The organism is Microbacterium lushaniae, assembly GCF_008727775.1.
Classification (GTDB): domain Bacteria; phylum Actinomycetota; class Actinomycetes; order Actinomycetales; family Microbacteriaceae; genus Microbacterium; species Microbacterium lushaniae.
In genome coordinates, this window is record NZ_CP044232.1 from 1,289,310 (window position 1) to 1,303,508 (window position 14,199).

Consider the following 14,199-nt stretch of genomic DNA (forward strand, 5'->3'; position numbering starts at 1 on the left):
TTCCGCCAGAGGAGGAGCCATGGCCACCATCGCGAGCGTCGCCCCCACCACCCGTCTGCGTCTGACGGCGCGCGGCCGCCGGCTGCTGGCGGGTCTGGCCGCACTCCCCGCCGCGGTCGCCATCGCTGTGGCGGTGCTCGGCGGCGGGAGCGCCCTGGCGTCCGCCGAGGGCGGCGCGACGGCCGGTACCTTCACCGAGATCACGGTCATGTCGGGGGAGTCCCTGTGGTCCATCGCGCAGGACCTCGCCCCTCACGCCGACCCGCGGGACGTCGTCGAGGAGATCACGCGACTGAACGTGCTGGAGTCCTCCAGCGTCTCGGCCGGTCAGCGCCTGGCGATTCCGCTGGAGTACGCGCCGCAGTCATAGGTCAGCGCCTCGCCGTAGCATGGGAGGAATGACGACCCGGTTGGACGACCTCCCGCTCCGCGACGATCTGCGCGGTCTCGTGCCGTACGGCGCACCGCAGGCGCCGCTGCCCATCGCTCTGAACGTCAACGAGAACACGCACCCGGTGCCCCAGGAGGTCGCCGACGACATCCTCGACTCGGTTGCCCGCGCGCTGCGCGAGATCAACAGATACCCCGACCGCGAGTTCACCGCCCTGCGGGAGGCATTCGCCGATTACCTGGGGCACGGTCTCACAGCCGAGCAGATCTGGGCGGGCAACGGGTCCAACGAGGTGCTGCAGCACCTCCTGCAGGCCTTCGCCGGGCCCGGCCGGACCGCCTTCGGCTTCGCGCCCACCTATTCGATGTACCCCCTCCTCACGCGCGGCACCGGCGCGCAGTGGATCGCCGGTGAGCGCGCCCACGACTTCACCGTGTCGCCCGAGTCGGCTGCGGCGCAGGTCGCGCAGGTGCAGCCGGATGTGGTCTTCCTGTGCGCACCGAACAACCCCACCGGTACCCCCATGGGCCTGGACGTCGTCGAGGCCGTGTACGACGCCACGGACGGCATCGTCATCGTGGACGAGGCCTACCAGGAGTTCGCACCCCGCGACGAGCGCTCGGCGCTGACCCTCCTCCCCGGGCGGGAGCGCCTCGCCGTGTCCCGCACCATGAGCAAGGCGTTCGCCTTCGCCGGGGCCCGCGTCGGGTACCTCGCCGCCGACCCCGCGCTCGTCGACGCGCTGCGCCTTGTCCGCCTGCCCTACCACCTGAGCGGTCTCACGCAGGCGGCCGCCCTGGCGGCGCTCGCGCACGCGCCGGTGATGCTCGGGATGGTGGATGAGATCGTCGCGCAGCGCGACCGCATGTCGGCGACCCTCTCGGCCCTGGGGTACACGCCCTACGACTCGGCGACCAACTTCGTCCTGTTCGGCGGCGTGGACGACCCCGCCCGGACGTGGCGGGAACTGTACGACCGCGGCATCCTCATCCGCGACGTCGGCATCCCGCATCACCTGCGTGTCACCGCCGGCACCGCGGAGGAGACCACCGCGTTCCTCGACGCGCTCGCCTCGGTAGGATCGAAGGTATGACCGCATCAGGCGCGCCGCGCACGGCGACTCTGCGACGCGCGACGAGCGAGTCCACCGTCGAGCTGGAACTCGATCTGGATGGCACGGGGACGAGCTCCATCTCCACGAGCGTGCCGTTCTACGATCACCTGCTCACGGCGTTCGCGAAGCACTCGCTGACCGATCTCACCGTGCGGGCCACCGGTGACACCCACATCGACGCCCACCACACCGTGGAGGACGTCGCGATCGTGCTCGGCGACGCCATCCGTCAGGCCCTCGGCGACAAGGCCGGCATCACGCGGTTCGGCGACGCCCTCGTGCCGTTGGACGAGGCGCTCGTGCAGGCCGTCGTGGACATCAGCGGCCGTCCCTACCTCGTCCACACGGGCGAGCCGGCCGGCTTCGAGTACCACCTCATCGGCGGCCACTTCACCGGCTCCCTCGTGCGGCACACCTTCGAGGCGCTGGCCTTCCACGCCGGCCTCACGGTGCACGTGCGGGTGCTCGAGGGTCGCGACGCCCACCACATCGCCGAAGCGGAGTACAAGGCGTTCGCGCGCGCGTTCCGCCAGGCCAAGGCGCTGGACCCGCTCGTGGAAGGCATCCCCAGCACCAAGGGCGCACTGTGACCGACCGGCCGGTCGTCGCTGTCCTGGACTACGGCTCGGGCAACGTCCACTCCGCCGTGAAGGCGCTGGCCGCGGCCGGCGCCGACGCACGCCTGACCAGCGACCGCGGCCTCATCCGCGACGCCGATGGACTGGTCGTTCCCGGGGTGGGCGCATTCCGGGCGGTGATGGAAGCGCTGCGCGAGAGCCGCGGCGACGAGGTCATCGAACGCCGTCTGGCCGGCGGTCGTCCCGTGCTGGGGATCTGCGTCGGCATGCAGGTGCTGTTCGGGCGCGGCGTGGAGCGCGGGGTCGACACCGAGGGGCTCGGGGAGTGGCCCGGTGTCGTGACCGAGCTGGACGCTCCCGTGCTGCCGCACATGGGCTGGAACACCGTCGAGGCGGGCGAAGGCTCGCGCCTGTTCGCCGGAATCGAGTCGGAGCGGTTCTACTTCGTGCACTCCTTCGCGGCGCAGCAATGGCACCTCGAGGTCATGCCGCCCTTCCCCGCGCCCACTCTCACGTGGTGCGCCTACGGCACGCCGTTCCTGGCCGCGGTGGAGAACGGCCCGCTTTCGGCGACCCAGTTCCACCCGGAGAAATCCGGCGAGGCCGGCATCAAGCTGTTGTCCAATTGGATCGGCGGCCTGCGCAGGGATACTCTCTGAGCTTGTGCCCCGCGCCGGTGCCCGCCGTCCGATCGCACGAGGAGCCATGAACGATTTCGCCTCCAGCCCTGAGCTGATCCTGCTGCCCGCCGTCGATATCGCCTCGGGGAAGGCCGTGCGCCTGACCCAGGGGGAGGCCGGCACTGAAACGAGCTACGGCGACCCGGTCGACGCGGCCGCCGAGTGGGCGCGACAGGGTGCGAAGTGGATCCACCTCGTGGATCTGGACGCAGCCTTCGGGCGCGGAAGCAACGGTGCCGTGCTGCGCAAGGTCATCAAGCAGGTCCGGGGCGTCCAGGTGGAGCTGTCCGGCGGCATCCGTGACGACCGGTCGCTGGAAGCGGCGCTGGACAGCGGCGCCGCCCGCATCAATCTGGGCACGGCCGCGCTGGAGAACCCGGAGTGGGCCGCCGACGTGATCAGCCGCTACGGCGACGCCATCGCCGTCGGCCTGGATGTGCGCGGCACGACCCTCGCCGCCCGCGGCTGGACCCGCGACGGCGGCGATCTGTGGACCGTCCTGGACCGGCTGGAAGAGGCCGGGTGCTCCCGCTACGTCGTGACGGATGTCACCAAGGACGGCACACTGCGCGGCCCCAACCTGGAGCTCCTGCGGGAGATGACCTCGCGCACCCCGAAGCCCATCGTCGCCTCCGGCGGGGTGTCGAGCCTGGACGACATCCTCGCGCTGCGCGAGCTCGTGCACCTCGGCGTCGAGGGTGCGATCGTGGGCAAGGCACTGTACGCCGGCGCGTTCACGCTGGCTGAGGCGCTGGATGTCGCCGGAGGCTGATCCGGGAGCCGATTCGGCGGGCGTCCCGTGGGAGGGCCGCCGGTTCGAGTCGAACCCGCACGCCGGTGATGACGGATCGGCCGATCCGGCGCTCCTGGCGGCGCTGACCGCCTTCCGCGCGGGGGAGGGCGACGCCGTCGCCGTCGTCGAGGCCTACCGCACCGCACGGCTGCTCATCCCGCTCATCGCCGAGAAGGGCGACTCGGGGGTCGGCGCGCACGGTCTCGAGGTGGACAAGACGCAGGAGCTGTCGATCGTGACGGTCGCCGCCCCGGACGGGCGCAAGGTGCTCCCCGTCTTCACGTCGGTCGCCGCGATGGGCCGGTGGGATGCCACGGCCCGGCCGGTGCCCGCCGAGGGTGTGCGCACCGCGCTTGCCGCCGCAGCCGATGACACCGACCTCATCGTGATCGATCCGGGCTCGGAGACGGAGTTCGTCCTGCGCCGCCCGGCGGTGTGGGCGATCGGCCAGGGCATCGCGTGGGAGCCCGCGCACGTTTCGGCCGAGGTGTTCACGGGGCTGCAGGAGTCCATCTCCGGCGAACTGGCCGTGCTCGACCTCGCCGTCGAGCCGGGCGACCCCGCGGCCCGGCTGCGGGGTCCGGAACTCGTCGTGCACCTGCAGCTCATGCACGGGCTCGCCCAGGAGGAGCTGGACGTCGTGCTCGCGCGCGTCGCCCGCCGGTGGGCGGGCGATGACCGCATCGCGGTGCTCGTGGACTCCCTCACGGTGAAGCTCCACCGCTCCCCGTAACCCCCTCGGGAGTCACGGGGGCAGGTCGGGCTACGTGACGGGCCCCGTCCACTTCTCGCCCGGCCCCTTGCCGATCGGGTCGGGGAGGGGGGAGGCCTCGCGGAAGGCCAGCTGCACCGAGCGCAGGCCGTCGCGCAGCGAGCGGGCGTGCATGTCGCTGATCTCGGGGGCGCCGGCGGTGATGAGGCCCGCGAGGGCGTTGATGATCTTGCGCGCCTCGTCCAGGTCGGTCTGGTTCTCGGGGTCGTCGGCGAGTCCGACCTTCACCGCGGCGGCGCTGAGCAGGTGCACGGCGGTGGTCGTGATGACCTCCACGGCCGGGACGTCGGCGATGTCGCGGGTGGCGGATGCGGCGGCACGCTCCTGCTCCTCCCAGCGGGCGAGACGCTCGGCCTCTGGGTCGGGGGTGGGCTCGCTACCGGGGATCGTGTGCACAGCGTTCTCTCTGTTAGACTATGGCGGGCTCCGGAGCGTTCTGCTTCGGACGAAAGAGGATTCCATCCCACCCGTTCGCCGCTCCAGGCTACCGGGTCCACGCACTCCGCCCCGTCCTCGGGGCTGTTCGGGTGCGAGAAGCCGGCGCTGATGGCGTCGTGCCGGGTGGCGTGCGTTTCCTCTTCGCTCACGTCGCACCCGCGCTGTGAAGGCCGACAGTCGCAGAAGAGGAGTTCCGCATCAGCGATCCCCGCACCAACGACCGCATCCGCGTCCCCGAGGTCCGCCTCGTCGGACCCGCGGGTGAGCAGGTCGGCGTCGTCCGCATCGAGGTGGCGTTGCGCCTGGCCCAGGAGGCCGACCTCGATCTCGTAGAGGTGGCCCCCAACTCGAAGCCGCCCGTGGTCAAGATCATGGACTACGGCAAGTTCAAGTACGAGGCTGCGCAGAAGGCCAAGGAAGCGCGTCGCAACCAGGCGAACACCGTCCTCAAGGAGGTCCGGTTCCGTCTGAAGATCGAAGCGCACGACTACATCACCAAGCTCAAGCGCGCCGAAGGCTTCCTGCAGGCCGGCGACAAGGTCAAGGCCATGATCCTGTTCCGCGGTCGTGAGCAGTCGCGCCCAGAGCAGGGTGTGCGCCTGCTGCGCAAGTTCGCCGAGGACGTCGCCGAGTTCGGCACGGTCGAGTCGAACCCCACGATCGACGGGCGCAACATGGTGATGGTGGTCGCACCGCACAAGAACAAGTCCGAGGCGAAGGCCGAGCAGAACGCCCAGCGCGCTGCCAACAAGGAAGCCGCCCGTTCGGCCGCCCGCGGCGACGCGCCGGCCGAGAGCGACACCGACGCGCCCGCCGAGACACCGGCCGAATAAGGCCCCCAGAACTCCCGCCCGAGCGGGAACCACAACGAAGGAAGAGAAATGCCGAAGCAGAAGACCCACTCGGGTGCCAAGAAGCGTTTCAAGGTCACCGGCAGCGGGAAGATCATGAAGCAGCAGGCGAACCTCCGCCACAACTTCGAAGGCAAGCCCACCAAGCGCACCCGCCGCCTGTCGCAGGACCAGGTCCTCGCCAAGGGTGACGCGAAGGTCGCCAAGAAGCTCCTCGGCATCTGAGCGCCGACGCACGTTAGGAAGTAGAAGAAATGGCTAGAGTCAAGCGGGCCGTCAACGCCCACAAGAAGCGTCGCGTCATCCTCGAGCGCGCGTCCGGCTACCGCGGACAGCGTTCGCGCCTGTACCGCAAGGCGAAGGAGCAGGTCACCCACTCGCTCGTCTACGCGTACCGCGACCGTCGCAAGCGCAAGGGCGACTTCCGCCGCCTGTGGATCCAGCGCATCAACGCCGCCGCCCGCGCGAACGGCATGACGTACAACCGGTTCATCCAGGGCCTGGGCCTGGCCGGCGTGCAGGTGGACCGCCGCATGCTCGCCGAGCTGGCCGTGCACGAGCCGGCCGTCTTCGCGTCGCTCGTGGAGACGGCGAAGAACGCGCTGCCCGGCGACGTCAACGCCGCCAAGACCGCGTAACACCGCACCACGTGACAGGGGCGTCCTCCATCGGAGGGCGCCCCTTCCGCGTGTGCGGGCACGGCGCGTGCAGGGACGGCCTGGGGCGGCCCATACACTGAAGGGGTGCTGGAGAATCCGCGGTCACCGCGCGTGCGAGCCGTCGCGAAACTGAGCAAGCGCAGTGCGCGCCAAGAGACGGGACTGTTCCTCCTGGAAGGGCCCCAGGCCGCGCGGGAGGCCCTCGCATACGCCCCGGGCACGGTGCTGGAGCTGTTCGCGACGCCCACCGCGATCGAGCGTCATGTCGATGTCCGGGATGCCGCGCACGCGGCGGGCATCCAGATCCAGTTCACCAGCGAAGACGTCCTCGACGCGATGGCGGACACCGTCACCCCGCAGGGCATCGTCGCCGTCGCGCAGCAGGCGCCCACCGCGATGAAGGACATCTTCGCCGCCCGGCCGCGGCTCATCGCGATCTGCGAGGAGGTGCGCGACCCGGGCAACCTCGGCACGATCATCCGCGCCGCCGATGCCGCCGGCGCCGACGCCGTGGTGCTGACCGGTCGCACGGTGGACCCGTACAACCCGAAGGTGGTGCGCGCGAGCACCGGATCGCTGTTCCACCTCCCGGTGGCGGTGGGGGCCGAGCTCTCCAGCGCCGTCGAGCGCGCCCACGCGGCCGGCATGCGCGTCGTGGCCGCCGACGTCGGCGGCAGCGACTTCCTGGAATCACGCGCCGTGCTGGCCGAACCCACCGCGTGGCTGTTCGGCAACGAGGCCCGCGGGCTGGAGGAGGCCGCTCTGGCCCAGGCCGATCTGGCGCTGCGCCTGCCGATCTACGGTCGCGCGGAGTCGCTGAACCTGGCCACCGCGGCGAGCGTGTGCCTGTACGAGACCGCCTTCGCCCAGCGCGCGGGGGAGGCCCCCGATGGTCGCGGTGCTGTTACAAGTCGGTAAAGGCGCGTGGCATTGGCTGGTTGCCGATGCCACGCACTCCTAGGGTGTAGGCATGGAGACCTCCGACTCCCGCGCCAGCGGTGATCCTCTTGTCGTGCTCACGGACGTCCAGAAGCACTACGGCGACTTCCAAGCACTCAAGGACATCAACCTCACGGTGCACCGTGGCGAAGTGGTCGTCGTCATCGGCCCCTCCGGGTCGGGCAAGTCCACGCTGTGCCGCACCATCAATCGCCTCGAGACGATCTCGTCGGGCTCGATCACGGTCGACGGGCGGGAACTCCCCAAGGAGGGCAAGCCCCTCGCCGAGCTCCGCGCCGACGTGGGGATGGTCTTCCAGTCCTTCAACCTGTTCGCCCACCTCACGATCCTCGAGAACATCACGCTCGGACCGATGAAGGTGCGCGGCAAGAAGAAGGCGGACGCCGAGCGCGAGGCCCACGAGCTCCTGGAGCGCGTGGGTGTGGACGCGCAGGCGAACAAGCTCCCCGCACAGCTCTCCGGCGGGCAGCAGCAGCGCGTCGCGATCGCGCGGGCCCTCGCGATGCGCCCGAAGCTCATGCTCTTCGACGAGCCCACCAGCGCGCTGGACCCCGAGATGATCAACGAGGTCCTCGACGTCATGGTGGGCCTCGCCCGTGACGGCATGACGATGATCGTCGTGACCCACGAAATGGGCTTCGCCCGCAAGGCCGCCGACCGCGTGGTCTTCATGGCCGACGGCCTGATCGTCGAGGAGCAGCAGCCGGAGGGCTTCTTCACGTCCCCCCGCTCCGAGCGGGCCAAGGACTTCCTCTCCAAGCTCATCACGCACTGACCCCACCCCATCCACAGCAGATCCCACAAGGAGTTCTCACATGCGAAAGTCCCGGATCCTCACCGGCATCGGCCTGGCCGCCGTCGCCATGATCACCCTCAGCGCCTGCAACAGCGGCTCGCCCAGTGCCGGATCCGGCGGAGGCGGCGAACAGACCGGCGGAGACGAGGCCCTGTGGGAGGTGGCCACCGAGGTCGACCTGGAAGGCAGCCCCACGTACGACCGCATGGTCGAGCGCGACGGCGTCATCGTCGGCGTCAAGAACGACCAGCCCGGCCTCGGCTACGAAGACGCCGCCACGAGTGAGCGCACCGGCTTCGACGTCGACATCGCGCGCTGGATCGCCGCATCCCTCGGCTTCGACGAGGACCAGATCGAGTACGTCACGATCCCCTCCGCCAACCGCGAGCAGGCGCTCGTGAACGGCGACATCGACTATTACGTCGGCACGTACTCGATCACCGACGCGCGCAAGCAGCAGATCGACTTCGCCGGACCGTACTTCATCACCGGTCAGGGACTGCTCGTCGCCGCCGACGACGACTCGATCACCGGTCCCGACGACCTCGAGGGCAAGATCGTCTGCTCGGTGACGGGCTCGACCCCGCTGCAGCGCATCCGTGACGAGTACAACCCCGGCGACGCCGTCGAGTACGACACCTACTCGCAGTGCGTCGAGCAGCTGAAGGCCGGTTCGGTGGACGCGATCACGACGGATGAGGCGATCCTCGCCGGCTACGTCGCGCTCGAGCCCGACGTCCTGAAGATCGCCGGCGAGCCCTTCAGCGAGGAGCGCTACGGCGTCGGCCTGGAAAAGGGCGACACGGCGATGAAGGACTACATCAACGCGCTGTTCACCGACGGCGGCGACGTGTGGACCGCGCTGTTCGAACAGCACCTGGCCCCCGCCGGCATCGAGGCCGAACAGCCCGACGTCGAGCAGTGAGTTCCCGGGGGCGGCGCACCTGCGCCGCCCCCTTCTCGGCCGTTGTGAAAAGGAAGGATCGCGCGTGGGCGTCATCACCGACAACCTCGACCTGTGGTGGACGTTCCTCCTGGGCACCCTCTTCCTGTTCGTCGCGGGAGGTGCCCTCGCCCTGGTCCTCGGCACCATCGTCGGTGCGATGCGCGTGTCGCCGATCCCGGTGGCGCGCGCGGTGGGCACCGTCTACGTCAACACCATCCGGAACACGCCGCTGACGCTGGTGTTCTTCGCGTTCTCGTTCGCGCTGCCGCCGCTGCTGGGCCTGCGCCTGACGCAGTCGGTCTCGGTGACCCTCGCGGTGTGCGCACTGGGCGTGTACACCGCCACGTATGTCGCCGAGACCATCCGCTCGGGAATCAACACCGTGCCGGTGGGCCAGGCGGAAGCGGCGCGTGCACTGGGACTGACGTTCGGCCAGGTGATGGGCAGCGTCATCATGCCGCAGGCGTTCCGCTCCGTCATCCCGCCCATGATGAGCGTGTTCATCGCGCTGCTGAAGAACACGACCGTGGCCGCCGGCTTCTCCGTCATCAACCTCGGGTCGATCCGCAACTACCTGAGTGAGCGCGGGGAGAACCAATTCGTCGTGATCCTGTGGGTCATGGTCATCTTCATCGTCCTGGTGCTCGTGCTGTCCTGGGTGCAGCGCACCCTCGAGAACCGCTGGAGGATCGCGCGATGAGCAGCGTCCTGTACGACGTCCCCGGACCGCGCGCGATGGCGCGCAACCGCGTCCTGGGGGTCCTGACCGTCGTGGTCGTCCTGGCAGTGGTCGGCTTCTTCGTATGGCGTCTCGCGGCGACCGGGCAGTTCACGGCGCAGAAGTGGTCGGCGTTCACCTACACCAACGTGTGGGTCAACATCGGGGAGGCGACGCTGCGCACGCTCGCGGCGTTCGCCACCGCGGCGGTCGGTGCCCTCGTCCTGGGCTTCGTGCTCGCCATCGGGCGCCTGTCCGACCACGCGTGGGTGCGCGTGCCGTTCACCGTCGTGATCGAGCTGCTGCGCGCCGTGCCGGTGCTGATCTTCATGTTCCTGCTGTACTACGGCTTCCCCGTGATCGGCGTGAGGATGGAGCCGTACTGGGCCGTCGTGATCGCCCTGATCGCCTACAACGGCTCGGTGCTGGCGGAGGTCTTCCGCGCGGGCGTCGAGTCGCTGCCGCGCGGGCAGAAGGAGGCCGGCTACGCGATCGGGCTGCGCAAGTCCGGGGTCATGCGCCTCATCCTGCTTCCCCAGGCGATCCGGGCGATGCTGCCGGTGATCATCGCGCAGCTGGTCGTGACGCTCAAGGACACCGCACTCGGGTTCATCATCACCTACCCGGAGCTGCTGTTCTACGCCAAGTTCCTCGGCTCGCAGGCCAGCATCGGCTCGCCGATCATCCCCGCCACGATGGTCACCGGCGCGATCTACATCGCCCTGTGCCTGGCGCTGTCGGGCGTCGCGACGCTGGCGGAGAAGCGGATGCGCCGTTCCCCCCGCGTCGCGAACGTGGCCGGGGCCAACCAGCCCACGCAGGAAGTGACCGATACGGAACTGATCGTCGCGCAGCGCGGGCTGGGCAAATACGACGGGACGAACACCGGCGGCGGCGCCGTCTGACGCGCGCGGGGCGACGGTGAGCCGTCGGTAGACTCGACTCTCGTGTCCGATGCACCTGAGATCACCCCCGAAGCGGTCGAGGCCGCCGTGGATGCGGCGCTCGCCGCGATCGACGCCGCCGCCGATACCGCCGAGCTGAAAGCCGTCCGCGCCGCCCATTCCGGCGAGGGCTCCACGCTCGCGCGGCTCAACGCCCGCCTGCGGGATGTGGCGCCCGAGAACAAGGCGGCGTTCGGAAAGCTCGTGGGCCAGGCCCGCGGGCGTGTGAACCAGGCGATCGCCGCGCGCGAGGCCGCGCTGGCCGAGGCGGAGACCGCCGCGAAGCTGGAAGCCGAGCGCATCGACATCACGGCGCTGCCCCAGCGCGCCCGCGTGGGGGCGCGGCATCCGCTCACCCTGCTGCAGGATCAGGTCGGCGACATCTTCGTCGGCATGGGGTGGGAGATCGCGGAGGGCCCCGAACTCGAGCACGAGTGGTACAACTTCGACGCGCTGAACCTGGACGCCGACCACCCGGCGCGGCAGATGCAGGACACGTTCTACGTCGACCCGGTCGCGCGCCACCTCCTGCTGCGCACGCAGACGAGCCCCGTGCAGATGCGCTCGATGCTCACGCGCGAGCTGCCGATCTACATCGTGTCGCCGGGCCGGGTGTTCCGCACGGACGAGTTCGACGCGACCCACCTGCCCGTCTTCAGCCAGTTCGAGGGCCTCGTCGTGGACAAGGGCATCACGATGGCGCACCTGCGCGGCACGCTCGATCACGTCGCGCAGCAGCTGTTCGGCGACCAGGCGCGCACCCGCATGCGGGCGAACTACTTCCCCTTCACCGAGCCGTCGGCCGAGTTCGACCTGTGGCACCCGACGTTCAAGGGCGGGGCGCGCTGGATCGAATGGGGCGGCTGCGGCATGGTCAATCCGAACGTGCTGCGCGCGGCCGGCATCGACCCGGAGGTGTACTCCGGCTTCGCGTTCGGGATGGGTTTCGAGCGGACGCTGATGTTCCGCTCCGACGTGCAGGACATGCGCGACATGGCCGAGGGCGATGTCCGCTTCAGCGAGCAGTTCGGAATGGTGGTCTGATGCGCGTCCCCCTGAGTTGGCTGCGCGAGTACGTCGATGTGCCGGCGGATGCCACGGCCGACGACATCCTCGCCTCCCTCGTCTCCGTCGGGTTCGAGGAGGAGGACGTCCACGGCTTCGGGCTGACCGGCCCCATCGTGGTGGGACAGGTCGTCGACTTCGTCGAGGAGCCGCAGTCCAACGGCAAGACGATCCGCTGGTGCCAGGTGGACGTCGGGGCGGCCAACGGCGGTGTGCGCGGCATCGTGTGCGGCGCGCGCAACTTCTTCGCCGGCGACAAGGTCGTGGTGACCCTTCCCGGCGCCGTGCTGCCCGGTCCCTTCCCGATCGCGGCGCGCAAGACCTACGGGCACGTCTCGGACGGCATGATCGCCTCCGCCAAGGAGCTCGGCCTGGGCGACGAGCACTCCGGCATCCTGCGCCTGGCCGAGCTGGGACTGGACCCCGAGGTGGGCACCGACGCGATCGCCCTCCTGGGGCTGGATGACGTCGCCGTCGAGATCAACGTCACGCCCGACCGCGGCTACGCCCTGAGTCTGCGCGGCGTCGCGCGGGAGTACTCCCACGCCACCGGCGCGGCGTTCCGCGATCCGGGCGACCGCCCGTTCGAAGAACTCGAGCAGCCCACCGGCGGCTTCCCCGTCGCGGTCGTGGACGAAGGACCGATCCGCGGGCGCGTGGGGGCGAGCGAGTTCGTCGCGCGCATCGTGCGCGACGTCGATCCGACCCGGCCGACGCCTCCGTGGATGGTCGCGCGCCTGACCCTGGCGGGCGTCCGGCCCCTGGGCATCCTCATCGACATCACCAACTACGTCATGCTCGAGCTGGGCAACCCCATCCACGGGTACGACCTGGACACCCTCACCGGCGGCATCACGGTGCGCCGGGCGAAGGAGGGTGAGAAGCTCACGACGCTCGACGGCAGGGAGCGCACGCTCAGCGTCGAAGACCTCCTCATCACCGACGAGTCCGGCCCCATCGGCCTGGCCGGGGTCATGGGCGGCGGCACGACGGAGATGACCGAGGCCACCCGCAACGTCCTGATCGAGGCGGCGATCTTCGACCCCGTCACGATCGCCCGCACCGCACGGCGCCACAAGCTCCCCTCCGAGGCGTCGCGACGCTTCGAGCGCGGCGTGGACCCGCTGATCCCCTTCGTCGCCGCGCGCCGGGTGGCCGACCTCATGGTCGAGCACGCCGGCGGGACGCTGGACACCGAGACCGGCGGTGCCCTCTTCACGGAGGTCTTCGTCGAGGCAGTGGAGCTGCCCAAGGCCTTCGTCCCCGGCCTCATCGGGGTGGAGTACACCGAGGCGGAGATCACCGGTGCTCTGGAGAGGATCGGCTGCGAGGTGACGGAGGACGCCGGCCAGGAGTGGATCGTCATCCCGCCGTCCTGGCGTCCCGACCTCACCGACAAGTGGACGCTCGCCGAGGAGGTCGCCCGCATCACCGGGTACGACCGCATCCCCTCCACCCTGCCCATCCCGCCCTCCGGGCGCGGGTTCACGCCCGCTCAGCAGGCGCGGCGCCGTGTCGCCAACGCGCTGGCGGCCGCCGGGTACGTCGAGACCCTGTCGTTCGGCTTCACGACCGCGGAGCAGAACGACCTGCACGGCTCGGCCACCGGCGCGCACGTGCCGAGCATCAAGCTCGCCAACCCGCTCGACGGGCAGGCGCCGTTCCTGCGTCGCTCGCTGATCCCCGGGCTCCTCCAGGTCGCGCACCGCAACGTCTCCCGCGGTTTCACCGACCTCGCGCTGTTCGAAGCCGGCGTCGTCGTCGTGCCCGAGGAGGGCGTGACGTACGGCACCGAGACGGTGCCCGCCCCCGCCGTGCGTCCGGACGCGGCCACGCTCGCGGCGCTGGATGCGGCCATCCCGCCGCAGCCGCGCCACATCGCGGTGCTCGTCACCGGCAACCGCATCGCCAAGCAGCCGGGGCAGGACGCCGAGCCGTTCGACGTCGCCGACGTCCTGGACGCCGTGCGCACGATCGCCGTCGCCGCCGGGGTGGAGATCTCCGTGACCCAGGGGGAGCGCGCGGCGCTGCACCCCGGACGCACGGGGATCCTCACCGTCAGCGACGTGGAGGTCGGCTACGTGGGGGAGGTGCTGCCCGCTGTCGCGGCGGCCGCCGACCTGCCCGGCCGCGTCGCCGTGGCCGAGCTGAACCTGGACGCCCTGCTGGCGCGGGCCGGCGACCGCGTCATGGCCGCGTCGCTGTCGGGGTATCCCGTGGCGACGCAGGACGTGTCGCTGGTCGTGGGTGCCGACGTGCCCGCAGCCGACGTGCGTGCGGCGCTCGTGGACGGCGCCGGCGACCTGCTGGAATCGGCGCGGCTCGTGGACGACTACCGCGGCCCTGGCGTGCCGGAAGGGCGCAAGAGCCTCACCTTCGCGCTGCGCTTCCGTGCCCCCGACCGCACGCTCACCGCGGCCGAGGCGACCGAGGCGAAGCTTGCCGGCGTGGCGGTGGCCGCCGAACGCTTCGGCGCAGCCATCCGCGAGTAACC

17 protein-coding genes are annotated in these 14,199 nt (G+C 70.4%); 16 read left to right on the forward strand and 1 reads right to left on the reverse strand.

What is annotated here, in order from left to right:
- Positions 1-19: 19 nt before the first annotated feature.
- Genes F6J85_RS05950 through F6J85_RS05975 form a run of 6 tightly spaced genes read left to right on the forward strand, consistent with a single transcriptional unit; the run spans position 20 to position 4,289 of the window.
- Complete coding sequence (locus F6J85_RS05950; RefSeq protein ID WP_150924236.1) at positions 20-370, forward strand: LysM peptidoglycan-binding domain-containing protein; 351 nt, start codon at positions 20-22, stop codon at positions 368-370.
- Positions 371-398: 28 nt separating this feature from the next.
- Positions 399-1,484 carry a histidinol-phosphate transaminase gene (locus tag F6J85_RS05955; RefSeq protein WP_150924237.1) on the forward strand — a complete coding sequence of 362 codons (1,086 nt, stop codon included), beginning with the start codon at positions 399-401 and terminating at the stop codon, positions 1,482-1,484.
- Positions 1,481-2,095: an imidazoleglycerol-phosphate dehydratase HisB gene (gene hisB, locus F6J85_RS05960; protein ID WP_150920952.1), complete on the forward strand. Its 615-nt coding sequence runs from the start codon at positions 1,481-1,483 to the stop codon at positions 2,093-2,095. The genes F6J85_RS05955 and hisB overlap by 4 nt, the downstream gene beginning before the upstream one ends.
- Positions 2,092-2,742 carry an imidazole glycerol phosphate synthase subunit HisH gene (gene hisH, locus F6J85_RS05965; protein WP_150924238.1) on the forward strand — a complete coding sequence of 217 codons (651 nt, stop codon included), beginning with the start codon at positions 2,092-2,094 and terminating at the stop codon, positions 2,740-2,742. Before hisB ends, hisH begins: the two co-directional genes overlap by 4 nt.
- Before the next feature lie 46 nt (positions 2,743-2,788).
- Positions 2,789-3,535, forward strand: coding sequence for a bifunctional 1-(5-phosphoribosyl)-5-((5-phosphoribosylamino)methylideneamino)imidazole-4-carboxamide isomerase/phosphoribosylanthranilate isomerase PriA (priA, locus tag F6J85_RS05970; RefSeq protein ID WP_150920954.1), 747 nt, complete (start codon positions 2,789-2,791; stop codon positions 3,533-3,535).
- On the forward strand, positions 3,519-4,289 hold the full coding sequence (locus tag F6J85_RS05975) for an SseB family protein (protein ID WP_150924239.1): 771 nt from the start codon (positions 3,519-3,521) through the stop codon (positions 4,287-4,289). The genes priA and F6J85_RS05975 overlap by 17 nt, the downstream gene beginning before the upstream one ends.
- Positions 4,290-4,319: 30 nt before the next feature.
- Here F6J85_RS05975 and F6J85_RS05980 read toward each other — a convergent pair whose 3' ends face one another.
- Entirely contained in the window at positions 4,320-4,724 is a 405-nt protein-coding gene (locus tag F6J85_RS05980; RefSeq protein WP_150920956.1) for a DUF1844 domain-containing protein, read from the reverse strand.
- A gap of 239 nt (positions 4,725-4,963) precedes the next feature.
- Here F6J85_RS05980 and infC point away from each other — a divergent pair, with 239 nt between their 5' ends.
- The 10 genes from infC to pheT all read left to right on the forward strand — a co-directional run bounded on the left by infC (position 4,964) and on the right by pheT (position 14,197).
- Entirely contained in the window at positions 4,964-5,599 is a 636-nt protein-coding gene (gene infC, locus F6J85_RS05985; RefSeq protein ID WP_150924240.1) for a translation initiation factor IF-3, read from the forward strand.
- A gap of 48 nt (positions 5,600-5,647) precedes the next feature.
- Positions 5,648-5,842 carry a 50S ribosomal protein L35 gene (gene rpmI / locus F6J85_RS05990; RefSeq protein ID WP_135065005.1) on the forward strand — a complete coding sequence of 65 codons (195 nt, stop codon included), beginning with the start codon at positions 5,648-5,650 and terminating at the stop codon, positions 5,840-5,842.
- Between the two features lie 29 nt (positions 5,843-5,871).
- Positions 5,872-6,255, forward strand: coding sequence for a 50S ribosomal protein L20 (gene rplT / locus F6J85_RS05995; RefSeq protein WP_150920958.1), 384 nt, complete (start codon positions 5,872-5,874; stop codon positions 6,253-6,255).
- Between the two features lie 105 nt (positions 6,256-6,360).
- Entirely contained in the window at positions 6,361-7,194 is an 834-nt protein-coding gene (locus tag F6J85_RS06000; protein WP_150924241.1) for a TrmH family RNA methyltransferase, read from the forward strand.
- A 52-nt stretch (positions 7,195-7,246) separates the two neighbouring features.
- Positions 7,247-8,011 (forward strand): amino acid ABC transporter ATP-binding protein, encoded by a 765-nt coding sequence (locus F6J85_RS06005; protein ID WP_150920960.1) that lies wholly within the window; start codon positions 7,247-7,249, stop codon positions 8,009-8,011.
- Positions 8,012-8,051: 40 nt separating this feature from the next.
- Positions 8,052-8,957: a glutamate ABC transporter substrate-binding protein gene (locus F6J85_RS06010; protein WP_150924242.1), complete on the forward strand. Its 906-nt coding sequence runs from the start codon at positions 8,052-8,054 to the stop codon at positions 8,955-8,957.
- Positions 8,958-9,021: 64 nt separating this feature from the next.
- Entirely contained in the window at positions 9,022-9,678 is a 657-nt protein-coding gene (locus F6J85_RS06015; RefSeq protein ID WP_150924243.1) for an amino acid ABC transporter permease, read from the forward strand.
- Positions 9,675-10,601: an amino acid ABC transporter permease gene (locus tag F6J85_RS06020; protein WP_150924244.1), complete on the forward strand. Its 927-nt coding sequence runs from the start codon at positions 9,675-9,677 to the stop codon at positions 10,599-10,601. The genes F6J85_RS06015 and F6J85_RS06020 overlap by 4 nt, the downstream gene beginning before the upstream one ends.
- A gap of 42 nt (positions 10,602-10,643) precedes the next feature.
- Positions 10,644-11,684: a phenylalanine--tRNA ligase subunit alpha gene (gene pheS, locus F6J85_RS06025; RefSeq protein WP_150922047.1), complete on the forward strand. Its 1,041-nt coding sequence runs from the start codon at positions 10,644-10,646 to the stop codon at positions 11,682-11,684.
- The gene (gene pheT, locus F6J85_RS06030; RefSeq protein WP_150924245.1) at positions 11,684-14,197 is read left to right on the forward strand and encodes a phenylalanine--tRNA ligase subunit beta; all 2,514 of its coding nucleotides are present in this window, start codon (positions 11,684-11,686) and stop codon (positions 14,195-14,197) included. Before pheS ends, pheT begins: the two co-directional genes overlap by 1 nt.
- Positions 14,198-14,199: the final 2 nt, after the last annotated feature.

Bases quoted from the DNA above. Each gene is read 5' to 3' on its own strand.
- F6J85_RS06010 (WP_150924242.1), top strand. From the start codon at position 8,052: ATGCGAAAGTCCCGGATCCTCACCGGCATCGGCCTGGCCGCCGTCGCC.
- F6J85_RS05950 (WP_150924236.1), top strand. From the start codon at position 20: ATGGCCACCATCGCGAGCGTCGCCCCCACCACCCGTCTGCGTCTGACG.
- hisB (WP_150920952.1), top strand. From the start codon at position 1,481: ATGACCGCATCAGGCGCGCCGCGCACGGCGACTCTGCGACGCGCGACG.
- pheT (WP_150924245.1), top strand. From the start codon at position 11,684: ATGCGCGTCCCCCTGAGTTGGCTGCGCGAGTACGTCGATGTGCCGGCG.
- F6J85_RS05955 (WP_150924237.1), top strand. From the start codon at position 399: ATGACGACCCGGTTGGACGACCTCCCGCTCCGCGACGATCTGCGCGGT.
- F6J85_RS05975 (WP_150924239.1), top strand. From the start codon at position 3,519: ATGTCGCCGGAGGCTGATCCGGGAGCCGATTCGGCGGGCGTCCCGTGG.
- rpmI (WP_135065005.1), top strand. From the start codon at position 5,648: ATGCCGAAGCAGAAGACCCACTCGGGTGCCAAGAAGCGTTTCAAGGTC.
- F6J85_RS06005 (WP_150920960.1), top strand. From the start codon at position 7,247: ATGGAGACCTCCGACTCCCGCGCCAGCGGTGATCCTCTTGTCGTGCTC.
- rplT (WP_150920958.1), top strand. From the start codon at position 5,872: ATGGCTAGAGTCAAGCGGGCCGTCAACGCCCACAAGAAGCGTCGCGTC.
- priA (WP_150920954.1), top strand. From the start codon at position 2,789: ATGAACGATTTCGCCTCCAGCCCTGAGCTGATCCTGCTGCCCGCCGTC.
- F6J85_RS06020 (WP_150924244.1), top strand. From the start codon at position 9,675: ATGAGCAGCGTCCTGTACGACGTCCCCGGACCGCGCGCGATGGCGCGC.